A 22460-nucleotide genomic window follows, 5' to 3' on the forward strand; every position below is an offset into this window, starting at 1 on the left:
ACTAATGCGCACCCTCTTCGGAAAGCTCTGTAAGCACACCGTTTACACTTTTCGGGTGAACAAAGGCGATCTGCATGCCGTGAGCGCCGGGTTTAGGCTCTTCATCGATAAGCTTGATCCCTTCTGATTTGAGCTTATCAAGGGCTGTCTTTACACAGGGAACCTTGTAGGCTATGTGATGGATGCCTTCGCCCTTTTTCTCGATATACTTTGCTATGGGGCTTTCATCCGATGTGGGCTCAAGGAGTTCGATATTTACTCCACCCACATTTATGAACGCAACCTTAACTTTCTGCGTGGGAACCTCTTCAAAGTGGTCGGCTCCCGCACCCATAACGCCGTAAAATTTCAGCGCATCATCCAGACTTTTAACCGCTATTCCGATGTGATCAATCTTTTCCAGCATAAAATCACCTGTGTGGTTTTATTTGCAGTGAGTTTTTTATGTACTTCTTAAGGGGAACTTTTACGTGAAAAGCTCCCCTTAAAACCTGTTATCTAGCCCAGAAGTTTTGCGATAATCTCGTTAACCATCTGGGGGTTTGCTTTCCCTTTGGAAAGCTTCATAACCTGACCGACAAAGAAGCCCTGAAGGCGTTTTTCGCCGTTTTTATAACGTTCAGCTTCTGCGGGGCTTGAGTCTATAACCTGCTGTACGATCTTTTCAAGCTCGCCGGAGTCGGAGTTCTGCACGAGCCCCTGCTCTTCAACGATCTTCGCAGGGTTTTTGCCCGAATCTATTACGGCTTTGTAAACGTCTTTTGCTATTTTGCCGCTGATTTTGCCGCTGTCTATGAGGCTTACAAGTTCAGCAAGCTGGAGAGGGCTGATGCCCGACTCAAATATTCCGCACTGTTTCTCATTCAGGGTGCTTAACACCTCGGAGAGAATCCAGTTTGCGATCATTTTAGGGTTGCTGAACCCTTTGAGTGCTTCCTCAAAGTAGTCGGCGTATGCTTTTTCAGAGGTGAGAGCTATGGCGTCATGCTCCGGTAGGGCGTATTCATTCATGAAGCGTGCCATCTTAGCGTCAGGAAGTTCCGGCAGAGTCGCACGCACGGCTTCGACATATTTCTCATCAAGCACGATGGGCACAAGGTCAGGGTCGGGGAAGTAACGGTAGTCGTTAGCCTCTTCCTTGCTTCTCATGGACACGGTGATGCCTTTGGCGGCGTCCCAGAGCCTTGTTTCCTGAACAACACGTCCGCCTTCGTTCAGCAGCTTTTCCTGACGGCGTATTTCATATTCAATAGCCTTCTGCACATTGCGGAAGGAGTTCATGTTTTTGATCTCTGCTTTTGTGCCAAGTTCTTTTTGACCCACAGGGCGGATAGATACGTTAGCATCGCAGCGGAGAGAGCCCTCTTCCATGTTGCAGTCTGCTATATCAAGGTATTTCAAAACTGATTTAAGCTTGGTGAGGTAGGCTCTCGCCTCTTCACCTGATCTCATGTCCGGCTCGGAAACTATCTCCATAAGAGGTGTTCCGGTACGGTTGAGGTCGATAAAGCTGTTACCCGCTGAACCGAGGTTTTCACCGTGTATCGATTTTCCGGCGTCCTCTTCTATGTGGATTCGGGTAAGACCTATTGTTTTCTTTGTTCCGTCTTCAAGCTCAACATTTATCTCACCGCCTATGCAGGTGGGCAGCTCGTACTGGGAGATCTGGTAGTTTTTGGGCAGATCCGGATAAAAGTAGTTCTTGCGTGCGAATATGCTTTTTTCCGCAATGCGGCAGCCAACGGCAAGACCAGCCTTAACTGTGTATTCCACAACCTTTTCGTTCAGCACCGGAAGTGTGCCGGGCATCCCGAGGCATATGGGGCATACCTGAGAGTTTGCTTCCGCTCCGAAGGCAGTGGAGCAGGAGCAGAATATCTTTGATTTTGTTGAGAGCTGAGCATGTACCTCAAGCCCTATGACAGCTTCGTATTTCATAATCTATCCTTTAAATCCTTCGGGTACATCTGTTGATACGCCGGAAGCCTGCTGGAAAGCGTGGGCTATGTTCATTATCTTCCCTTCCTCAAAGTATTTGCCGAGGATCTGCATCCCCACAGGGAGACCGCTGTTGTCAAATCCGCAGGGGACTGAGAGCCCGCAGCCGCCGTAAAGGTTCAGGGAGATGGTGTATATGTCGCTCAAATACATCTCAAGGGGGTTGGATGATTTTTCGCCGAATTTAAACGCAGTGGAGGGAGAGGTGGGGCAAATTATTGCGTCCACTTTCTCAAATGCCTTTTCAAAGTCCTGCTTGATGAGGGTGCGTACTTTCTGGGCTTTTATATAGTATGCGTCGTAGTATCCTGCACTGAGAACGTAAGTTCCGAGCATGATTCTGCGCTTTACTTCCGGTCCGAAGCCTTCGGAGCGGGTTGCAGTGTACATGTCGTACAGGTTTTCGCTTTCGGCTCTGTAGCCGTACTTCACACCGTCAAAGCGGGCAAGGTTGCTTGATGCTTCTGCGGTGGCTATTATATAGTAAACCGAAACAGCATAGTCCGTATGGGGCATGCTGATTTCCACAGGTTCGCAGCCTAGCTCTTTAAGCTTTGCTATTCCCGCTTCCACACGCTCCTTCACAACAGGGTCAAGCCCTTCAGCGAAGAATTCCGTGGGTATGCCTATTTTCAGTCCTTTTATGTCCCCTGTGAGTTCCGCCGTGTAGTCCTTCCTTACAACCGGTGCGGATGTGGAATCCTTGGGGTCATGCCCTGCTATTGCAGAAAGAACCATAGCTCCGTCCTCCGCAGTGCGGGAGAATGTGCCTATCTGGTCAAGGCTGGAGGCGAAGGCGATGAGTCCGAAACGGGAAACAGTTCCGTATGTTGGTTTAAGCCCCACAACACCGCAGAGTGATGCGGGCTGGCGTATTGAGCCGCCTGTGTCGCTCCCCAGTGCAACAGGTGTGAGCCCCGCTGCAACAGATGCCGCAGAACCGCCGCTTGAGCCGCCCGGAACACGGGTGAGATCCCAGGGGTTGCGGGTTTGTTTATAGTATGAGGTTTCGTTTGATGAACCCATGGCAAATTCATCCATGCTGAGTTTGCCGAGAACAATCATCCCCTCTTTTTTCACGAGGTCTGTCACCGTGGCGTTATAAGGCGCACGGAAGTCTTTCAGTATGCGGGATGAGCATGTGGTGGGCATATCATCAGTGACTATAAGATCCTTCAGCGCAATGGGAATACCCGCAAGGGCAGGGAGAGCTTCGCCACTTGCCCTTCTTGCGTCAATCTCTTCTGCCTGTTTCAGAGCATTTTCATTCACATGAAGAAACGCCTGCACATCGCCGTCATATTTCTTTATTCTGTCCAGATAAAATGAAACAAGCTCCTTGGAGGAAAGCTTCTTTTCCTGAAGAGCAGCACTCATCTCTTTTAATGTCATGTTTAAAATGTTCATTTTGTCACCATGTTGAAAGTAAGGCTTTTTTTCTGAAAAAACCTTTCTTTTCCGTTAAAGAAAGGTTTCCTCAGACTCCTTCCAAAGAAACCGGATTTTTTGTTTTTTTCAGCAGAACCAATCATTCTATTACCCTTGGTACCTTGAAGTGACCGTGTTCGGCTTCCGGAGCGTTCAAGAGGGCTCTTTCTGTGCCGAGAGAGGGCTTAGCCTCGTCTGCTCTTGTCACGCTGTAGAGATCAAGAACGTGGGAAGTGGGTTCAACACCCGTCACGTCAAGCTCTTCAAGCTTCTGTATGTAATTGAGAATCGAGCCGAGTTCTCCGGCAAGCTTCTCCACTTCGCCGTCTTCAACTTTCAGACGGGCAAGCTTGGCTATGTGCCTTACGTCTTTATCGGTTATGGACATCTGTATAACCCCTTGTTATGGTTAGTTTATTATTTTCTGCAATTTTGCGGTGCCGGTTTAAGGGCAGACTGCTCTTTATAATACCGCAAAAACAGCATTATACCCTTATCTGTGCTGTATTTTCAAGTTTTTCATTCATCAACGAAGGTCAGGAAGGCTGTGACGATTTTTTTAAGCCCTCCGGCGTTTTTGAAGAACACTTCCGCTTTCTCCGAAGCGCCTTCACCGCTGGTGCTTATTACTATACCGTCACCGAATTTCTCATGGCGAACCTTTTTTCCTGCCTTTGAGTTGGAGGATGCTTCCTTGCCCTGAGGCTGCATAGGTTTTCTTGCCTTCGGCTGAAAACGGTCAAACTGGCGTGTGGACGGTGTAAAGGATGCCTTAGCCTTGGCAAAGCCCATCTCCTCCAGAAAGTAGGAGCGTGCGCTCACTGTCCTGTTACCGTACATTATGCGGGATTCGGCGCAGGTTACGTAAAGATTGCGCTTTGCTCTGGTGATTCCCACGTAGCAGAGTCTGCGTTCCTCCTCAAGCTGTTCCGGCTCATCTATACTGCCGTAAAGGGGAAAAAGCCCGTTTTCAAGCCCTGTAAGAAACACAGTGTCAAACTCAAGCCCTTTTGCCGAGTGGATCGTCATCAAGCTGACTCTGTCCCCTGATGCCTCATCAGTTGATGTGCTTAAGGATGTGCTGGCGAGAAAGTCTGTCAGTGTGCCTTCGGGTGATGTTTCCTCAAAAGCCACTGCGGCGTTGTAAAGTTCGTGTATGTTTTCGATCCTCTTTTTGGCTTCCTCTTCACTTTCGTTTGCCAGAACATAATTCTTGTAGCCTGTGCGTTCTATGATGCCGTTCACCATATCGCTGACCTTAGTGAAGGAGGCGAGGTGATCCATTATTCCCACATACTGCCTGAAGCCCTCCTGCTGGTTTCTGCTGAATGAGGGGAACATCTGCTTCACTGCTTCGATTAGACTTACGGCGTTCTTTGAAGCGAAATCTCTTATTTTATCAATGGTTGTTGTACCTATTCCCCTTGAGGGGGTGGTGAGGCTTCTGGAAAAGGAGACGCTGTCAAAGCTGTTGTCAAAGAAACGCAGATAGCTTAAAAGATCCTTGATTTCACGCCTCTGATAGAAAGCCGTGCCGCCCACAACCTTGTAAGGTATGCCGACTTTGTTAAGGTTTACTTCAAAGTTACGTGACTGGGCGTTGGTGCGGTAAAGAACCGCCATGTCACCGTAGCTTACGCCTTCGTCAGCGTATTTGGTGATCATTTTTGTTACGAAGTCCGCTTCAGATGTTTCATTCAGGAGGGAATGATGCTCAAGGGCTCCCTCGACCTCAAGGTGAGCGGTAAGCTCCTTGCCCCTTCTCATGGCGTTGTTTTTTATCAGAGTGTTTGCTCTGGCTATTATATCCGCTGTGCTGCGGTAGTTTTCGGTGAGTTTGACAACTTCCACATCTTCAAAGTGCTTGTCAAATTCGAGGATATTGCGTATATCCGCTCCCCGCCAGCCGTAGATCGACTGATCATCATCACCAACAACACATATTCTGCCGCTCCTGCCCGCAAGGAGGCGGAGGAACATAAACTGGATAGCGTTTGTATCCTGATACTCATCTACAAGTATATGCTCAAACATGGATGAATAATACTGACGCACCTCTTCGGACACTTCAAACATGCGGATCGTCAGGCTGAGCATGTCGTCAAAGTCTATGAGAAACTGCTCATCAAGGCGTTTCTGATATTCTCTGAATACCTCGTCAATCCTGTGAAATGAGCCTGCATCTGGGATCTGTTTTTCCACATACTGCGGAGTGTTCTTAAACCAGCTTATCTTGTTCATGTACTGCTTGGGCGGGTATTTTTTATGGTCAATTTTCAGGGTTTTTATTACTTCACGGAACAGCGCCATGCGGTCATCCTGATCTATTACCCCGAAGCCGGGCTTAAGACCCACTGCTGATCCGTCCCTGCGGAGAATCCGTAAGGATATGCTGTGGAATGTTCCCATCCACACAGAGCTTGCGGCAGTACCCACAAGTCCTCTGAGTCGGTGTTTCATCTCCTCTGCCGCTTTATTTGTAAATGTAACAGCGAGGATACGTTCGGGCTCTATGCCTATTTCATTTATGAGATAAGCTATGCGGTAGGTGATAACCCTTGTCTTCCCTGTACCTGCTCCGGCGAGGACAAGAAGAGGGCTGTCAGTCCGCACCACAGCTTCATACTGACCTTGATTGAGTTCATTTTTGTAATTGATCATTATAATTCGGACACCTTTTAATTAATTAGGCTCAATTATAAGGAAAACTGAAGATTAAAAGAACCCTTTTTTTGATGATATGGTATAAACAGGTATCAATATGAGCAAAGGAGAAGTTTTATGAGACTTAAACATCAGACGGAGATTGCGCCAGCCTGAGGAGGGTGCAGAAGATAATCTCCTTACCCTCCGTATGCAGTGCATAATCCGGAGGATAAAATGAATTATATTAACTTAAAGAAATACGGTCTTAGCGATCACACGGCGGCTGAGGCTTCAGGCTTTGAAGGACTGTTTTTAGGCAGAGTAACGTGGCAGAGCCACAGCTTATACAGGGTTGTTACGGAAAACGGCGAGGTGCGGGCTTCCGTATCAGGGAAGTTCCGTCATACAGCCGAAGGCAATATTGACTTTCCAGCCGTGGGCGACTGGGTCATGACCGACCGTGAGGACAGTACAGCGGGTGACGCTGTTATAAGGCATGTTCTCTCCCGCAGGAGCCTTTTTGTCCGCAGAGCGGCAGGAACATCCGCAGATACGCAAGTTGTGGCGGCGAATGTTGATACTTTGTTTATCTGCATGTCACTCAATGCCGACTTCAACCTGAGAAGGCTTGAGCGTTATCTCACAACCGCATGGGAAAGCAGGGCGAAGCCCGTCATTGTTCTGACAAAGGCGGATCTCTGCACTGACCTTATAGAAAAGCTGGACGATGTCTCGTCCGTGAGTGAAGGGATTGACACTGTTATCTGCTCCGGTGTTGAGGAAAACGGATGGCAGGCTCTTAACCGGCTCATCGCAGATAGTGAGACTGTTGCCTTCATCGGCTCATCCGGAGTAGGGAAATCCACCCTGATAAACAGGCTGATGGGCAGAGACGTCATGGACGTTAACGAAATCAGGGAAAGTGACGGCAGAGGGAGACACACCACAACAGGCAGGCATCTTCTTCTGCTTCCGCAGGGCGGGGCGGTTATAGATACTCCGGGTATGCGTGAGCTGCATCTTTACACGGGCGACACGGCGAAAGCCTTTGGTGATATAGAAGCTCTGGCTGCGGACTGCCGTTTCCGGGACTGCACACATACAAAAGAGCCGGGATGCGCCGTGCTGAATGCTGTGGAGAACGGCAGCCTTTCCGAAAACCGCCTGAAAAATTATTTTAAGCTTCAGCGTGAAATAACCTACGGCAGTTTAAACTTCCGTCAGGCTGAACAAGAGAAGCTAAAGAGGATGTTCGGCGGAAAAGGCGAGATGAAGCAGATGAAACGGCATGTAAAAAACAAAGGCAAATAAACACAACGGCGCACTCTTGACGGGTGCGCCTTTTTTATGCGGTCGAAGACAGAACACCACGCTTTTAAGCGTGGATGAATGAGCCTTTCGACGGTATACTTTTCTATGGAAATCATTAAGACCTCTCACAGTGCTTATTACTTGAAATATCATGTAGTTTGGGTTTGTAAATACCGTCGAAAGATCCTGAAGCCTGGTGTCTGTTCTTATATTCGTAAAACGTTGCCCAGTTTATTGAGAAGTATGCCTGGCGTTGAAATAGAAGCCATTGGCTTTGACTTAGATCATTTGCATATGGTTATAATTATTCCTCCCAAATATAGTATTTCAGATGTTATGGGTAGATTAAAAAGCCAATTGGCTTCCCGTATGCGAAAATTTTTTGATTGGTTAGAAAAAGTATACTGGAATGAAAATATAGTGTGGTCGCCAGGCTACTTCGTTAGCAGTATTGGTTTGAATGAAGACGTAATTAAAAATTACGTCGAAATGCAAGGGCAACAGGATTCAGGACAGCTCAAGATTGAGCTGTAAAAAACATGCGATAGCATGGCGAAAGCATAGAACCCCGGGTTTACCCGGGGGTATCTATGCGGTCGAAGACAGAACACCACGCTTTTAAGCGTGGATGAATGAGCCTTTCGACGGTATACTTTTCTATGGAAATCATTAAGACCTCTCACAGTGCTTATTACTTGAAATATCATGTAGTTTGGGTTTGTAAATACCGTCGAAAGATCCTGAAGCCTGGTGTCTGTTCTTATATTCGTAAAACGTTGCCCAGTTTATTGAGAAGTATGCCTGGCGTTGAAATAGAAGCCATTGGCTTTGACTTAGATCATTTGCATATGGTTATAATTATTCCTCCCAAATATAGTATTTCAGATGTTATGGGTAGATTAAAAAGCCAATTGGCTTCCCGTATGCGAAAATTTTTTGATTGGTTAGAAAAAGTATACTGGAATGAAAATATAGTGTGGTCGCCAGGCTACTTCGTTAGCAGTATTGGTTTGAATGAAGACGTAATTAAAAATTACGTCGAAATGCAAGGGCAACAGGATTCAGGACAGCTCAAGATTGAGCTGTAAAAAACATGCGATAGCATGGCGAAAGCATAGAACCCCGGGTTTACCCGGGGGTATCTATGCGGAGGCTTCCGCCAATCCGGCACGTTTGTTGTAGGCTATTATGAGATCCCCTCTTCTGAGAAGACCCAGAAACTTCAATCCTTCAGGTGTGTTTTCCACAACAGGGAGAGCTTCCAGATCCTTCTTGCCGAGTTTTTCCATGGCTTCCGTCAGGGTGTTTTCAGGCTCAAGATAGATAACGTTTTCCCTTGTGCAGATGTCCCCTGCCACCACGATGTCCTCAAGCCCCTGCTCAAACAGCACTTCTTTGATATCAACAAGGGAGATCATACCGATGAGGCAGTTGTTGCCGTCCAGAACAGGGAAATGCATATGCGGGGCGGACTGTATCCCTGCGAGAATATCCCGGAAAGGTGTATTCTCTCTGAAAGATGTTACACCAGTGAACATAACGTCTTTTACATGGATAGATTCGAGGATTTTTTCCTCAACCCCTTTCTTAATACGCACTCCCTGTTTGGTGAGAACCCATGTGAATATAGATTCCTTCTCAAGCTTTTCTGCGGCGAGGTTGGCGACTATAGCCGTAAGCATAAGGGGCAGAATTACCGTATATGACTGTGTTATTTCAAATATTATAAGTATTGCTGTCATGGGCGCACGGAGTGTGGCGGAAAGCATTGCGCTCATTGCCACCAGTGCATATGCTCCGCTGCCTGCGGTACTTGCGGGAAATATTATGTGAGCCGCCCAGCCGAAGAAACCGCCGGTAACAGCGCCTATGAAAAGGGAGGGAACAAACAGACCGCCGCTTCCCCCTGAACCCAGAGTGAAGGATGTTGCGATTATTTTGAGTGCTACAATAATTATTAGAAAAGCGCCCAGCTGGTGCCCATGGAGTACGTTCATTATTGTGTCATACCCAACTCCCATTACCTCCGGTGAGGCAAGGGCGACACAGCCCATCATCAATCCGCCTATGGCGGGCTTTGTCCATGAAGGTATGGCAAGATGTTCAAACTTGCCCTCTATAAAGTAGAAAGTGCGGATGAATACAACGCCCACAACTGCGCACACAAGCCCCAGAACTCCGTAAAGGGGAAGTTCAAAGATGCTGACCAGTTCGTATATCGGAGCGTCGAATGTTACCTCATGTCCCAGATATGCTCTTGATATGGCTGTTGCTATTACCGATGAGATAATGATCGGGCTGAATGTCTTGAGCCCGAATTCACCGAGAAGCACTTCCGCCGCAAACATAGCTCCGCCTATGGGAGCGTTGAAAGTGGCTGCCAGACCGCCGGCCGCACCGCATGCCGCTACTGTGCGCATCCTGTTGGATGAAAAGCTTAACAGCTTTCCGACGCCTGAGCCTATGGCGGCGCCTATCTGCACGATGGGACCTTCACGTCCCGCCGAGCCTCCGGAGCCGAGGGTGATTGCGGATGAAACTGTTTTTATGAGAGCCACAAGGGGCGATATGTTGCGGTTGAGAGCCATGGCACGCATAACATCAGGAACGCCGTGCCCTTTGGCAAATTTGAATGATATGGAGATTAAGCCGACCATAAGTCCGCCGGCAGCAGGGATAAGAACAATTTTCCAGAGCGGTGCGTTTTTGAATGTCTCAAGTGCGAATTCGGAGGTGTCTCCGTAGAAAATTCCCTGAAAGAAGCTGATCATATGGCGGAAGATGATGTTTCCGCCGCCTGCGAGCAGACCTATAACCACGGCGGTCAGAAGCATGTAGAGATCTTCGTGTCCGTCTAGATATCGTCTCAGGCTGAATTTGGAAAGGCTAGCCTTTAGTTTTTCAGTATTCATACGTCCTTTTGTTTGAAGGTTGACGTTTTAGATCATTTCGGTTCAAAATGGAATAATAAAATTTAAAAAAAACTAATTCTGGCTTTCTTCCTGTTCTATATCTTCCTCAGGTATGTCCTTAATTACTTCTATATCAACAATTTTAGCGCCGAATTCTTTTTGAAGTTTTTTTACAAGATCGTTGTCTTCCGCTTCTTTTCTGGTTTTGCGGTCATAGTAGGTTTCGGCTTCTTTTTTTGTTTCAGTTATAGTTTTTTTTTTAGGCTCGTTTTCCAGAGCCATTTTAACCTTAGTCACACCGGGGAAGAACCTGCCAGCTATCTCTGATAGATATTTAAGATGCTCCGGTTGATTAAGCATTCTGAAGTAAAACTTTTTTTCTTCTGTCGTGCCCATGCGGAGTTCATCGCCTGCCACACCGGAGAGGAATACATTTTCCAGATATCCGGCAACCTTTCCGTTTTCTCTGGCAGCGTGGCGGACCATGCTTTTCCATGGGTCGTCACCTGCTGACGGCTCTTCCTGACGTTCTGCATGTGCGGGGGGTTCTTTGTGTTCCTGCTGTTTAGGCTTTTCCGCCGCAGTTTTATGCTTAACAGGTGCTGCGGGAGCCTGTGTCAGTGCTGCCGTGCTGCATGAAACAGGCAGAACAGAAGACAGGGAAGCGGCTTTGTATGCGGCAAATTCAAAAACATACTGCTCAAAGCTGAAAAACTTCAGGTCGTTCAGAAGTTTCTGGAAAACCTGAAAGAGTGCGAAAAGCCTGTGTTCTGTGACTTTTGAAGCAAGTGACCTGTAAAGCTCTTCCTCGTGGCTGGTGAGTTCCTTGGTGTTTTTTCCGCCTGTGGATATATAGAAAAGCAGGTTGCGTGTATGTTCAATGAGGGATTCGGCTGCGAAACGGAGGCTTATGCCTTTGGCACATATTTCCTCAACTATGGCAGGTATTTCTGCGGTGTTTTCCTCAAGGATGGTTTTGAGAAGATCTTCAATTAAGTTTGTATCTGAAAAACCCAGAAGGAATGCAGTGTTTGCCTCATCAACCTTGCCTCCTGTGAAGGCTATTATCTGATCGAGCATGGAGAGGGAGTCTCTCATGCAGCCATCGGAATTGCGTATAATAAGGCTTAATGCGTCATCCTCATATTCCAGCTTTTCTTTATTAAGCACATCGGTGAGAGATTCGTGCATTTTTTCAAAAGGGATCTTGCGGAAGTCATACTTCTGGCATCTGGATATGATTGTTGCCGGTATCCTCTGTGCGTCTGTTGTGGCGAGGATAAACGCCACATGGGAAGGAGGTTCCTCAAGGGTTTTGAGCAGAGCATTAAACGCCTGCTCCGTAAGCATGTGAACCTCGTCTATGATGTAGACTTTTTTACGGCACTTTACAGGGAAAAAACGCACAGCCTCACGGAGATCCCGTATTTCGTCAATGCCCCTGTTGGATGCACCGTCTATCTCGATTACGTCCATGGATGTGCCGTCGGTTATCTCACGGCAGTTTTCGCACTTGTTACAGGGATTGACACCCTGAGGGTCAAGGCAGTTGAGCGCCTTCGCAAAGATTCTCGCCGTGCTGGTTTTGCCCACCCCTCTGGGGCCTGTGAACAGATAGGCATGGACAAGCCTGTCCAGCTCAATGGCATTCTTCAATGTTGTGACAACAAATTCCTGTGCCACTATTTCATCAAAATTCTGGGGTCTGAGTTTTCGGGCTAAAGCAAGATAAGACATATATGATTTTTAAATTAGAGGGGAGCTATAGTCAATGCAAAGTTTTTTAGCATGGCGCAGTTCTGTTTTCAGCATAAAAAACTACTTCCTGTATTTTTTATCACAGTTCGATCGTTACCCTTGTTCCGTCACCGATGTTGGCGATGTCGATTTTGCCGCCCATGTTGCTTTCGATGATGGTTTTAGACATATAAAGCCCGATGCCCGTGCCTCTGCCCTGTTCCTTTGTGGTGAAGTAGGGGTCAAAAACGCTCTCTATAACATTCACAGGGATCCCGCCGCCGTTGTCTGTTATGACAATTCTTCCCTTGCCGTCTGCTGATCCTATGGTAATCCTGATAAGTCTGTCCGTCGGGCGGTTGTCTATCAGGGCGTCTTTTGAGTTACTTAATATATTCAGTATTACCTGTGAAAATTCATTTGGATACCCTTGTACCACGACATCCTGTATGCAATCAATCTGGACATCTATGCTTGAGTTTTTAAGACTGGCACTGATAATTTTCATAGCTTCGTCTATGGAACGCTTAAGGCTGAATTCGACAATATCTTTATTCGTTTTATAAAAATTACGGAAATCATCAATCGTGACAGACATGTGCTGAATAAGCTCCATGGATTTCTCTACTGTATCAGCGATATATGTGTCGTCTATCTCATTGTGGTGGTATGAGTCTTCAATATCCTGAATGGTAAGGGCAAGAGCATTGAGCGGCTGGCGCCACTGGTGGGCGATGTTTGAGATCATTTCTCCCATTGCCGCAAGACGGCTCTGGCGGATCATCATTTGATCCTTTTTGGTATTTTTGGTGTATTCCTCTTTGAGTTTGCGCTGAAGCTCATTTATCTCTGTTTTGAGATTCTCTGTGCGTTTCTCAACAGCTTCTGTAACATTTTTTCCTGAATCCGCCGCAATCCGCCGCAGGTCGGTTATGGTTGCCTCACACGCTTCAAGAAAGCATGAGGCATATTCCGCACCGCTTTTACCGCTGAGTGCTTCAATATGAACAGGTTCGAGAACTTTTTCAGTTTTCAGCATGCGTGCCCCGCATCTTTCATAGGGCGATCTGTATCTTCTCACTATGAAGACCACAAAAGGAACTGAAAGAAGAAAAATCACCAGAGAGACTGCCGTGTAACTTTTTAAATAGGGTGAAACTTCCGCTGAGATATTCTTAACGGGCATATAAACCGCTGCCGTGAGCATGTTGTTTTCAAAGCTGAACTTTTTATATGAAGCAATATATTCGTCGGCAGAAAGAGAGGATGACTTTGTTCCTGAAAGACGGGCAGATGCTGTGAGCATTGTTTTTTCGGAAGGGCTTATATTGTAACCGGTTATCATGCTGCCGTTTTCACCGATGAGAAGAGCAGTCTTCATCCCTGCCGGGACAGATGCTCCGGCAGCGTCCCTGAGCAGATCAAGAGATGCTTTGATGCAGACAACCCCTTCAGTGTCTCCGGTTACCGGGTTAAGAACCGGTGCGGAGATTTCGATAAAAGGCACACTGCCTGATGAGTCAGACATTATCTGCCCTGTGTAGGAGTGTTTTGTTTCAAGGGGGGATGATACTGATTCTTCCGCAGAAAAGTCAGCCCCGATGGGCGGAGTGGCTGTACGCCCTGCGGTAAACCATGAATAACCTTTTGCGTCTGTGGCGATTATCTGGCTTATTTCAGGTTTTGACCGCATGAAGGAAGAAAGGGCGGCCGTACGTTCCTTCTCATTGTGCCCTGCTATGCTTTCTATGATGAGCAGGGACTCTGAGCGGAGATTTTCAAGGGTGTGTGATATTCTTAATGCTGCCGCGTCCGCCGCATATGCGGTTTCGGTGGTGAATCGTTTTTCTGCATAGTTTGTGAGAACTGCATGGACACAGAAAATATTAACAGCGTACAGAAAAATTAGTGCGGAACAGATCCCCGCAATGGTTTTGGCAGAACAGTTCATTGCAACCTTTATAGATCGGAATTTCGGAAAATTGCAGCAAATCTAGTTTTCTTAATAAACTTTACATTTTGTCAGCATATACAACAGATAAATAATCAGAGAATTATATACATAAATTTTTGGATATTCCATACTAATTTGCTCATCAAACGGCATGAGTTTTTTTATATCTGTAAGCACAACATCTTTAAGGAAATTTCTTCGCAGGTACAAAATAATTTTTTCAAATTTCAAAACAGCGTATTCAGTCATTGCCATGAGGGTTCATTTTGTAGTATATGTTAAGAAACGGCAAGATGTTTAAAGGGTAAGACCTTTGATAGATGCAGATTTTGGAATATGACTGTTTCAGAAAGGATTAATCATTATTCGGAGTAGGATTTCCGCATTGGTTCTTTTGTTTCTGTCTGTTTTGTTTATGTCATATCGCTGTTTTATTATTGTTTTTATGACGGAGACGGGCGCATGAGATTTCAGAAAATTAAACCGAAAAGAGTAAGTGACGAAATATACAGACAGCTCAAGGAACTTGTTCTTGACGGTGAACTCAAACCGGGTGAAAAACTTCCTTCGGAGAGAGAGCTTGCCGTACAGATGGGCGTGAGCCGTCCGACCCTCAGAGAAGCTCTGCAAAAGCTTGAGGCACACGGCTTTCTCAAGCAGATTCAAGGTGACGGAACCTATGTTCAGTCTGCCGCTTCGCCTGTTTTATCTCAGGCATTCACAGAAATGATGAATAAAGGCGAAGCAATGGGTGATCTGATGGAGCTTCGGAGGATTCTGGAAACATGGGCGGCGAAAGCTGCCGCAATGCGTGCAACAGATGAAGAGATAGAGCAGCTTGAGGAGTTCCTTGATGAAATGGAAGATTCCGAACGGGATTACGAAAGTGATGCCAGCTTCCATGCCCTTATTTCTTATGCCTCCCATAACATCCTTATAGTGCATGTAATGAATACAATTTATGAGTGGATAACCAAGGTAACCTACGAAGTACGCAGGCACATACGCCTTGAAGGCGGAATCAGGGAAGTTGACAGCCTCCATAGAAAAATATTCGAGGCAATCAGAGACAGAGAACCTGATAAGGCGTATGATTATATGCTTGAGCATATGAACTATGTGGAAAAGCAGCTTGAAATTATGAAAACATCCGGATACCAACCGCAGAAACACTGAAATGTTTTCATAATGCGTCTGTTATGTTAATCTTACGTTTGAATATAAAACGGTGGTGAATATTGAAAGGCGCACTGAAATACCTGCTGCTATGTCTGCTTATTTTTTTCAGCTTTTTTTACGGAGCGGCGTCAACTCCGCTGTTTGATACAGCGGAAGGCTCTTTTGCACAGAGTTCGGCTTTTATGGCGCATGGCGGAGATATTCTTACTCCGCATCTTGACGGCAAACCCGACTTTGATAATCCGCCCCTAACTTTCTGGCTTCAGGCGGCAAGTGTAAAACTTTTCGGTATGAGCGAGTTTTCTTTCCGGCTTCCCTCACTTCTTTCTGCGTGCTTCTGGATGCTCCTTATATTCTTCTTTGTGAAGGACACAAGGGGTGAGGAGATGGCTTTTAATTCTGTTTTCATAGCCTGTTCCTCTGTGCTGGTGTCCGCTTTTGCCAAACTTGCCGTGGCGGATGTTCTGCTCAATATGTTTCTGGCGGCGTCAATGTTTGCCGTTTACAGGCACTTTGAGACGGGAAGAATAAAATACGTTTATATTGCTTTTGCCGCTGCCGGACTTGGTGCGGTGACAAAGGGCCCTGCTGCGGCTCTTGTTCCTTTTGTTGTAAGCGGTTTGTTTTTTCTTTCAGCCGGGCGGATCAGGCAGTGGCTGAAAGCAGCGTTCTGTCCTGTCGGGCTTGGCATTATGCTTATTATCGCACTGCCGTGGTATGCTGTTCAGTATGCGCAGTACGGCAATGAGTTTGCTGTCGGCTTCCTTGCGGCAAACAATCCGGAGAAATTAGGCATAACAACCGAAGGCGGCGGGTTTGCCTACTATATTCCTCTTCTTCTTGCAGGGCTTCTGCCTGGTACATCTCTTCTTTTCAGTGTGCTTAAGCGTCTGCGCCCTCTTTGGAATGACTTTTTTTCCAGATATATGATGATCTGGTTTTTCTTTGTTTTCCTCTTTTTTGCCCTGAGCGGTACAAAGCTTCCTCATCTTATTTTAAGCGGAATGACCCCGCTTTTTATTCTGTGCGCTTATGTTTTCAACAACCACAGAAAGAAGATCCTTTTCGGGCTGCCTGTATTTATGTTTTTCGGGCTTCTTCTGTGTCTGCCTTTTATAATTCCGTCTGTTGCTGCCAAGGTTAACAGCGTTGCGGCGGCGGAGATGCTCCTTGAAGCGGGAAGTAGGCTCAGTGCTGGGTATTACATAGTGCCTGCCGCATCAATGCTTGCGGTGGGAGTTGCGATGAGTCTGATACGAACGCTGAGTTACAGAACCTTTGCTGCTGTGATGGCGTTCTTTACAGTGATTTCACTCAATGTCCAGTATCTTCCTCTCATTGCGGATGTTAAGCAGGCTCCGGTTAAGGAAGCGGCACTTTATGCGGCCGAACACAATATTAAGGTTAATGTCTGGACTTCAAATGTTCCGTCTTTCAGTGTGTATTACGGCAGGAATGCCGACAGAAACCTTCCCTCTGACAGCGGTTTTGTTTTTATTGATGCGGACAAAGCAGGCAAAACAGACCGTGCCTATGTTACAATAAGAAAGTGGTCGGGCTATCGTTTGATACAGGTTGCGGAGGAAAAATGAAGCTTTCCGTGGTGGTGCCTCTTTACAACGAAGAGGAAAGTATAGAACCGTTCTTTGAAAAGGTCAGAAATGCCCTGAAAGACATTGACTATGAGATAATTATGGTTGATGACGGCTCAAGGGACGATACCGTGAAGATGGTGGAACAGCATGCGGATGAGCGTACAAAGCTTATCCGCTTTAAGCGTAACTTCGGGCAGACACCAGCTCTGGCTGCGGGGATTGACTACGCCGAAGGGGATTACATAGTCACCATAGACGGGGACTTGCAGAATGATCCGGACGACATACCCGCAATGATAGAAAAGCTTGAGAGAGAAGGGCTTGATGTTGTGGCGGGAAGAAGGGTCAAAAGGCAGGACGGATTCATTCTGCGTAAACTGCCAAGCTCCATAGCAAACAAGCTGATTGCCCGTCTGACCGGAGTTTACATACATGACTACGGCTGTACCCTGAAGCTTTTTAAGAAGGATATTGCCAAGAACCTTGACCTTTACGGGGAGATGCACAGGTTTATACCTGTTCTTGCTGTTTTGCAGGGTGCGAAAATTGATGAGATGGATGTGCGCCACCATCCGAGAAGATACGGGGAATCCAAATATACCATAGCCAGAACAACAAAAGTTATAAGCGACTTGATGCTTGTTCTCTTTTTGAAGAAATACTCGCAGCGCCCTATGCATCTTTTCGGCACATTAGGTTTTTTCGGGCTGTTTTTCGGCATGATAATAAATATTTACATGGTTATATTGAAAATATTCGGGCAGAACATATGGGGCAGACCTCTTCTGCTTCTGGGTGTTGTGCTTACTCTGGGCGGGATACAGCTTATTTCCTCGGGCTTTATCGCCGAACAGGTTTTGAGAACATATTTTGAGAGTCAGGATAAAAAACCGTACAGCGTAAAGGAGATCAAGGCATTTGGAGACTTCCGCCGGTCAGATGCTCCCTGATTTCGGCGCTTCTGCTGACAGAATATCTTTTCAGAGTGGTATCTGAGGCGGTCGAGGCTGTTTTTTCATAAAGAATGACAGCCTGTGCATAATCCCCTTCCATGTCTGCTGCTCTGGCACGGGAGAAGGATATAAACGGATTTTCCGGCTCAAGGAGATAAGCCTTTTTATAGCTAATAAGTGCTTTTTCCATATTGCCTGCTGCTTCGTAAGCGAGTCCGGCAGCGTTCAGCAGCCTGCCGTTTTCCTTTATATTAAGCGTTTCAAAGAAGAGCAGCGCATCTGTATGTCTGCCTTTTTTTACTGCTGTTTCAATGATATCACCAAGCCTTGCACCGTCTGTGCTGAGGATATTGCGGGAAACAGCATCCGCAGCTTTCTCTGCCTCACCGCATATAACAAGGGAGGCTGCATAGTTGGATAAAATATCCTTATCATTTTTCAGGGTAAACGCTCTTTCCAGATGTTCTGACGCCAGTGAGCAATTCCCTCTTTCCAGAGCTTTCACTCCTGCTGAGGCCTCCCTGTGAGCTTTTGAGGCATTATCTTCTCTGACTGGCAGTTCAGGCTTAACAGTTTTCTCTTCAGCGGGGGGCATTTTGGTCTGCTCCGGTGATTCTTTTGCTTCTGCCTCATTTTTCAGCCTGACGTAAAGGTCATCGGGGAGAATATCTGTGTTTACAGCAGATGAAAATGTTTTTTTCCGCACTTCTGAATCCGCAAATACAAGCTCCCGAACCGGCTGTTCAGCAGGGGCAGCAGCCGTCACCTTCTGCGGAGCGCCGTATCTGCCTGCTAAAAAGCCTAAATACAAAGCTGCGGGTATGAGGAACAATGTCTTTTTCAAATGCTCATCACCGATGTTTTAATGAAAATTACGAGTTCTTTCTTAATTTTGCGCTTGTTTACAGATTTAAACAGATTTCCCACCAAGGGAATATCGCCGATAAAAGGCACTCTCTGTTCTGTATCTTCTTCATAATTATCTATCATTCCGCCAAGGACAACAGTTTCACCGTTGCGGACGTTAAGCACTGTGCCTGCCTCTTTCAGATTAAGAATAGGGAAGCTTGCTACTATTTCCCCTTCTTCTCCGAGCTGAATTTTATCTTTTTCAGCCATTGTGGAGACAGGGATAATGTTAAGTGTAATTGTTCCGTCGTCATGTATGTAAGGGGTTACTCCGAGCATTATACCATCGAGTATGGTTATTCTGTTGTAGCTGACCACTCTTCTCAGATCCTCGCCGTCTTCAACATTTTTTTCCCAGTAGGGTATCAGGCTGCCGGATGAAATTATGGCACTCTGACCGTTTATTACTCTGATACGGGGGTTGCTGAGTGTTTCTATCTTTCCCTGCTGCGCAAGCAGGTTTAAGAGTCCGTTTGCTCCGCCCGCCGCATATGTGACAGAGGCTATGGGAACAAGCCCGATGTTTTCAAGCATGGATGCACTTGATGAAGCAAAGTTTTGTTTGTAGCGGAGTTGGTCGTTAAAGAAGAAGTTGTCCCAGTTTATTCCGTATGAGTTGGTGTCACTCAGGGTTACTTCCACCATTTTTGCTTCTATGAGAACCTGCTTGGAGGTTTCTTTAAGGACAGACTCCATATATCTGTCTATGAGTCTGATTTTGTTTCTGCCTGCCTGAACTGTCAGTATCCCTGTGAACATGTTGAGGCTGTAGCCCTCTCCGGAGGATGAGAATTCAGCGGTCTTTGTGTCTGTTCCGTCTGATCTGCCGTGGAAGATAATGCTTCTGATCCCTTCTGCTATCTGCTTATAAAGATCGTTTCTTTCACCGGGGTTTATGAATTCGAGATTGTATGAGCCTGCCATTGTCCCTGATGTTTCAGAGGCTCCGCCTATTATGTCTCCGCCGAGTCTGGAGGTGTAGCCTGTTACTGTGTGTATGTAGGGTATTTTATATGTTTTTGTCATAAGCGGTTTTACCCGCAGTATGTTCCCGTCCGTTTCAAAGTATATTCCTGCGGTTTCGGTGATAATGTTAAGGGCTTCCCTTGCGGGCAGGCTGTTCAGATTAAGGGTTACCGGTCTGTTTATGTCAATTTCGGGGCTGATTACAAGGTTCATGCCTGATTCGGAGGCTGCCATGTAAAGCACAGAGGAGAGCGGAGCATCAACGGCGCTTATGCTTACATAGCGTCCCTCTAAGGGATCGGGCTTTTTAAGCTCCGCCTGAAAAACCGGAGGAGGGGGAGGAGGCAAAAGGGACGGTTCCTGCTTTTTGGTAAGGTTATCGTTTTTAACCGGCAGGGGCTCCGTTTTATGAACGGGCTGTTTTGCCGTGCATGAGAAAAGGAAAGACACTGTCAGAAAAATTATCAGAAATTTACGGCAATCCATCTTTCACCCCATTTGCCTTTCAGAAGTATTCGTCTTGTTTCAATACGGGCTATCTTTTCATCTTCAGATATTTTATCGCCTCTGTGGTATATCTTACCGTTTATTACAGCGAATGTCCTGTCTTCTCCTTTGAGAATGGAGTTTATTTTGTATTGCGGGGGGCTGTCCGTGTCTTCCTTAAGGGAAACTGAGCCGCCCTGTGAGTTTTCCAGCTCTGCAAGCTTTTCATAAACTGCGGAATTATCAAATTGGGCTATCAGACCGCTGTCATCAATGGGGCGCATAGTGAAGCCATCTCTTTTTACTGTCGGTATTGAGCTTATAAGAGCCAGTGCCTGCTCACGCTTTTTTAATGCACTGTCAGAGGATGACGGGAGGGATGTTATGCGTTTTTCAGCAGGCATAACAATATATTCTCCTCCGAGAGATACACCGTAAACCGCTCCTGCTGCCAGAATAAAAGGAATGATTATCATGAGAACATGCTTCATTCGGCACCGCCGTAAAAGGGCTGCACAATCTCCGCAGTAACATTGATGTATTTTTCTCTGTCTGTGTTGATAAAGGCAGTGCTTTCCACTATGAACACAGGGGCGGCGGAGTTTTCCATATATTCCAGAAGAAGAGCAAGCTCCGAAGGGGTCTTGGGAGTAAAACGGAATGAGACTGTGCTTCGGAATGCGCCGTCTTTCTTCTGCATGGGTGAAATCACCTTAGCTTCGTATTTTTTGAGAAAGTTATCCAGAGCATCCAGAAACCATTTGCGGGCATCATCCTCGGAGAAAATGAAAATATCCGCATCTTCAGCGGCATTGTTCAGCTTGTTGAGTTTTTTATCCACAGTTTCTGCGCTGAAATACTTTGTTCTTGAGTGTATATCTGCCAATGCCTTGTCTGCCGTATTATTCAGCCTGAATGCTGTGAGCCCTATTCCCGCCGTGACGGAACATGCGGCAAGGAGAAGAAGAAACAGTTTATATCCGGAGAGTATCTTCATTCTGCTGCTCCCCGTCTGCTTATGTTCAGCTTAATATTTGCCACAAGGTTGTCATAGCCGAACCGGCTGTCGTTCTGCACTGTGTATTTCTTGGATTCCAGACGGGTTATCTCCGCTTTTATCTCCTCTTCAAACTCCGTGAGGGAGTTCAGGGTGCCGAACTCCTTGGATGCGGCAATTACTGTGGGTTCTGTCCTGCTGACTATTACTCTGTCAAAACCGATGTGCATTATAAGAGGTTCAACATCTGCCAGAAGCCTCACGGGGTTTTTATCCCTTTCATTCAGAAGATTAAGATATGAGAGGAGGTAGCCGGAGGATGGTGATGCGGAAAGGATTTCCGATGTCAGCTCCCTGTCGGCACGGAGGGCAGAGGCTGCCTTTGCCAGTTCTTCGGTTTTTGATTTATACGATGAGAAAAAATGCAGATTAACCGCTGTGAGTGCAACAAGAATGACCAGCAGTGCAGAATTGAGCGCAAACATGGTTTTTGAAAAAAATTTCTTTTTTCTGTATTTTTCCGGTGTGAAGTCAAACTTTCTGCCGTTCAGCACAGCGCCGAAAGGAATAATAATTTTATGAAACACATCAAAGGGGCACTCAGCAAGGATACCGTCGGGGGCGGCAAGAACAGTCTGGACAGCCTGTCTGGATCTGATCTGATCGGAAGTGTGCCCGTCTGTTGCGTAGAGACCTGAAAGAAGAATGAGATCGGGGCGCAGGTTTCTGCTTTTTGCGGTATGGGTGAGTGTGAGTTCCAGTTCACCTGCAAGCATTGCCCTGTCCGCTGCGGGAGCTGTTCTGGCGTAGAAAACCTCGTCGCTCTTTGAAATAGCTATTATCAGCTTGTTCTCGTCAGCATAGGCATGGAGAACAAGCCTGTCTGGATACAGTGCTGAAGTTATTCCGCATAGGGCAAGCGGAGACAAGGTGAAGATATCAGCCGCTTCCCGCTCTTCCGTGTCAAGCCCGCTCTCTTTCTCATATACTCTGTCCGGCATTATGTATGCCTGACACTCTTTTTCGCCGGAGCCTTCCGTCTGGCTGCACGCTCCGAAACGGACTGTGCTTTTCTCTCTGTTTCCGGCTGTCTTTGACCTTAGGAAAAGTCTGAGGGATGAACCTTTCAGCGATGTCGGTACGTGGACAGTTTCAGCAGAAAAATCAGGGCAGCCGCAGACCGCAACAAGTGAAGCGCTCCCTTTTAAAGACAATAGATCATCCGTTCCGCTGTCAAGCCTGCTTTCAAGTGAAAAAATTCCCTTTTTTCTCTCGAATACGGCACAGCGTGTGGGGGTGCCTGTCCGGTTTCCTTCAAATTCCGCGGATAAAAACTTCATGAACAAAAATACAACAACATGGAACGGAAGACAAACAGGAAAAAATGCA

General features: G+C 46.6%; 19 protein-coding genes. 6 read left to right on the forward strand and 13 right to left on the reverse strand.

Features of this window, described 5'->3' with window-relative positions; all coding sequences use genetic code 11:
• Position 1: 1 nt before the first annotated feature.
• The 5 genes from mce to ACYRYY_RS09290 all read right to left on the reverse strand — a co-directional run bounded on the left by mce (position 2) and on the right by ACYRYY_RS09290 (position 6087).
• Positions 2-406, reverse strand: a complete 405-nt coding sequence (mce, locus tag ACYRYY_RS09270; protein ID WP_460215315.1) for a methylmalonyl-CoA epimerase — start codon at positions 404-406, stop codon at positions 2-4.
• Between the two features lie 92 nt (positions 407-498).
• On the reverse strand, positions 499-1938 hold the full coding sequence (gene gatB / locus ACYRYY_RS09275; protein ID WP_460215316.1) for an Asp-tRNA(Asn)/Glu-tRNA(Gln) amidotransferase subunit GatB: 1440 nt from the start codon (positions 1936-1938) through the stop codon (positions 499-501).
• Between the two features lie 3 nt (positions 1939-1941).
• The gene (gatA, locus tag ACYRYY_RS09280; RefSeq protein WP_460215317.1) at positions 1942-3405 is read right to left on the reverse strand and encodes an Asp-tRNA(Asn)/Glu-tRNA(Gln) amidotransferase subunit GatA; all 1464 of its coding nucleotides are present in this window, start codon (positions 3403-3405) and stop codon (positions 1942-1944) included.
• A gap of 121 nt (positions 3406-3526) precedes the next feature.
• A complete protein-coding gene (gatC, locus tag ACYRYY_RS09285) occupies positions 3527-3814 on the reverse strand; it encodes an Asp-tRNA(Asn)/Glu-tRNA(Gln) amidotransferase subunit GatC (RefSeq protein WP_460215318.1) in 288 nt (95 codons plus the stop codon).
• 131 nt (positions 3815-3945) lie between these two features.
• Positions 3946-6087 carry an ATP-dependent helicase gene (locus ACYRYY_RS09290; protein ID WP_460215319.1) on the reverse strand — a complete coding sequence of 714 codons (2142 nt, stop codon included), beginning with the start codon at positions 6085-6087 and terminating at the stop codon, positions 3946-3948.
• Between the two features lie 219 nt (positions 6088-6306).
• On the opposite strand from ACYRYY_RS09290, the gene rsgA reads away from it, so the two are divergent.
• The 3 genes from rsgA to tnpA (ACYRYY_RS09305) all read left to right on the forward strand — a co-directional run bounded on the left by rsgA (position 6307) and on the right by tnpA (ACYRYY_RS09305) (position 8471).
• Positions 6307-7383 (forward strand): ribosome small subunit-dependent GTPase A, encoded by a 1077-nt coding sequence (gene rsgA / locus ACYRYY_RS09295; protein ID WP_460215320.1) that lies wholly within the window; start codon positions 6307-6309, stop codon positions 7381-7383.
• A 105-nt stretch (positions 7384-7488) separates the two neighbouring features.
• Positions 7489-7917, forward strand: a complete 429-nt coding sequence (gene tnpA / locus ACYRYY_RS09300) for an IS200/IS605 family transposase (protein WP_460213496.1) — start codon at positions 7489-7491, stop codon at positions 7915-7917.
• Positions 7918-8042: 125 nt separating this feature from the next.
• Complete coding sequence (tnpA, locus tag ACYRYY_RS09305; RefSeq protein ID WP_460213496.1) at positions 8043-8471, forward strand: IS200/IS605 family transposase; 429 nt, start codon at positions 8043-8045, stop codon at positions 8469-8471.
• Between the two features lie 54 nt (positions 8472-8525).
• On the opposite strand, the gene ACYRYY_RS09310 is transcribed toward tnpA (ACYRYY_RS09305), so the two are convergent.
• The 3 genes from ACYRYY_RS09310 to ACYRYY_RS09320 all read right to left on the reverse strand — a co-directional run bounded on the left by ACYRYY_RS09310 (position 8526) and on the right by ACYRYY_RS09320 (position 13983).
• Positions 8526-10295, reverse strand: a complete 1770-nt coding sequence (locus ACYRYY_RS09310; RefSeq protein WP_460215321.1) for a chloride channel protein — start codon at positions 10293-10295, stop codon at positions 8526-8528.
• 72 nt (positions 10296-10367) lie between these two features.
• Positions 10368-12032, reverse strand: a complete 1665-nt coding sequence (gene dnaX / locus ACYRYY_RS09315; RefSeq protein ID WP_460215322.1) for a DNA polymerase III subunit gamma/tau — start codon at positions 12030-12032, stop codon at positions 10368-10370.
• Positions 12033-12132: 100 nt separating this feature from the next.
• Positions 12133-13983, reverse strand: a complete 1851-nt coding sequence (locus ACYRYY_RS09320; protein WP_460215323.1) for an ATP-binding protein — start codon at positions 13981-13983, stop codon at positions 12133-12135.
• A gap of 465 nt (positions 13984-14448) precedes the next feature.
• On the opposite strand from ACYRYY_RS09320, the gene ACYRYY_RS09325 reads away from it, so the two are divergent.
• From ACYRYY_RS09325 to ACYRYY_RS09335, 3 genes are all read left to right on the forward strand, one after another.
• Entirely contained in the window at positions 14449-15162 is a 714-nt protein-coding gene (locus tag ACYRYY_RS09325) for a FadR/GntR family transcriptional regulator (protein WP_460215324.1), read from the forward strand.
• Positions 15163-15224: 62 nt separating this feature from the next.
• Positions 15225-16757 (forward strand): ArnT family glycosyltransferase, encoded by a 1533-nt coding sequence (locus tag ACYRYY_RS09330; protein ID WP_460215325.1) that lies wholly within the window; start codon positions 15225-15227, stop codon positions 16755-16757.
• Complete coding sequence (locus ACYRYY_RS09335) at positions 16754-17710, forward strand: glycosyltransferase family 2 protein (RefSeq protein ID WP_460215326.1); 957 nt, start codon at positions 16754-16756, stop codon at positions 17708-17710. Before ACYRYY_RS09330 ends, ACYRYY_RS09335 begins: the two co-directional genes overlap by 4 nt.
• Here ACYRYY_RS09335 and ACYRYY_RS09340 read toward each other — a convergent pair.
• From ACYRYY_RS09340 to ACYRYY_RS09360, 5 genes are read right to left on the reverse strand one after another with little or no spacing between them, the layout of a single operon-like run.
• A complete protein-coding gene (locus ACYRYY_RS09340) occupies positions 17670-18557 on the reverse strand; it encodes a hypothetical protein (protein ID WP_460215327.1) in 888 nt (295 codons plus the stop codon). The genes ACYRYY_RS09335 and ACYRYY_RS09340 overlap by 41 nt on opposite strands.
• The gene (locus ACYRYY_RS09345; RefSeq protein WP_460215328.1) at positions 18554-20074 is read right to left on the reverse strand and encodes a hypothetical protein; all 1521 of its coding nucleotides are present in this window, start codon (positions 20072-20074) and stop codon (positions 18554-18556) included. Before ACYRYY_RS09345 ends, ACYRYY_RS09340 begins: the two co-directional genes overlap by 4 nt.
• Positions 20053-20565 carry a hypothetical protein gene (locus ACYRYY_RS09350; protein WP_460215329.1) on the reverse strand — a complete coding sequence of 171 codons (513 nt, stop codon included), beginning with the start codon at positions 20563-20565 and terminating at the stop codon, positions 20053-20055. Before ACYRYY_RS09350 ends, ACYRYY_RS09345 begins: the two co-directional genes overlap by 22 nt.
• Complete coding sequence (locus ACYRYY_RS09355; RefSeq protein WP_460215330.1) at positions 20562-21071, reverse strand: hypothetical protein; 510 nt, start codon at positions 21069-21071, stop codon at positions 20562-20564. Before ACYRYY_RS09355 ends, ACYRYY_RS09350 begins: the two co-directional genes overlap by 4 nt.
• A complete protein-coding gene (locus ACYRYY_RS09360) occupies positions 21068-22411 on the reverse strand; it encodes a hypothetical protein (protein ID WP_460215331.1) in 1344 nt (447 codons plus the stop codon). Before ACYRYY_RS09360 ends, ACYRYY_RS09355 begins: the two co-directional genes overlap by 4 nt.
• Positions 22412-22460 lie beyond the last annotated feature (49 nt).

Source organism: Geovibrio sp. ADMFC3 (genome assembly GCF_054687035.1).

Excerpts from the sequence above, each read along its gene's own strand:
- ACYRYY_RS09335 (WP_460215326.1), top strand. The coding sequence starts at position 16,754 with ATGAAGCTTTCCGTGGTGGTGCCTCTTTACAACGAAGAGGAAAGTATA.
- mce (WP_460215315.1), bottom strand. The coding sequence starts at position 406 with ATGCTGGAAAAGATTGATCACATCGGAATAGCGGTTAAAAGTCTGGAT.
- rsgA (WP_460215320.1), top strand. The coding sequence starts at position 6,307 with ATGAATTATATTAACTTAAAGAAATACGGTCTTAGCGATCACACGGCG.
- ACYRYY_RS09325 (WP_460215324.1), top strand. The coding sequence starts at position 14,449 with ATGAGATTTCAGAAAATTAAACCGAAAAGAGTAAGTGACGAAATATAC.
- dnaX (WP_460215322.1), bottom strand. The coding sequence starts at position 12,032 with ATGTCTTATCTTGCTTTAGCCCGAAAACTCAGACCCCAGAATTTTGAT.
- gatA (WP_460215317.1), bottom strand. The coding sequence starts at position 3,405 with ATGAACATTTTAAACATGACATTAAAAGAGATGAGTGCTGCTCTTCAG.
- ACYRYY_RS09320 (WP_460215323.1), bottom strand. The coding sequence starts at position 13,983 with ATGAACTGTTCTGCCAAAACCATTGCGGGGATCTGTTCCGCACTAATT.
- ACYRYY_RS09355 (WP_460215330.1), bottom strand. The coding sequence starts at position 21,071 with ATGAAGATACTCTCCGGATATAAACTGTTTCTTCTTCTCCTTGCCGCA.
- ACYRYY_RS09310 (WP_460215321.1), bottom strand. The coding sequence starts at position 10,295 with ATGAATACTGAAAAACTAAAGGCTAGCCTTTCCAAATTCAGCCTGAGA.
- gatB (WP_460215316.1), bottom strand. The coding sequence starts at position 1,938 with ATGAAATACGAAGCTGTCATAGGGCTTGAGGTACATGCTCAGCTCTCA.
- gatC (WP_460215318.1), bottom strand. The coding sequence starts at position 3,814 with ATGTCCATAACCGATAAAGACGTAAGGCACATAGCCAAGCTTGCCCGT.
- tnpA (WP_460213496.1), top strand. The coding sequence starts at position 7,489 with ATGGAAATCATTAAGACCTCTCACAGTGCTTATTACTTGAAATATCAT.
- ACYRYY_RS09290 (WP_460215319.1), bottom strand. The coding sequence starts at position 6,087 with ATGATCAATTACAAAAATGAACTCAATCAAGGTCAGTATGAAGCTGTG.
- ACYRYY_RS09345 (WP_460215328.1), bottom strand. The coding sequence starts at position 20,074 with ATGGATTGCCGTAAATTTCTGATAATTTTTCTGACAGTGTCTTTCCTT.
- tnpA (WP_460213496.1), top strand. The coding sequence starts at position 8,043 with ATGGAAATCATTAAGACCTCTCACAGTGCTTATTACTTGAAATATCAT.
- ACYRYY_RS09350 (WP_460215329.1), bottom strand. The coding sequence starts at position 20,565 with ATGAAGCATGTTCTCATGATAATCATTCCTTTTATTCTGGCAGCAGGA.
- ACYRYY_RS09360 (WP_460215331.1), bottom strand. The coding sequence starts at position 22,411 with ATGAAGTTTTTATCCGCGGAATTTGAAGGAAACCGGACAGGCACCCCC.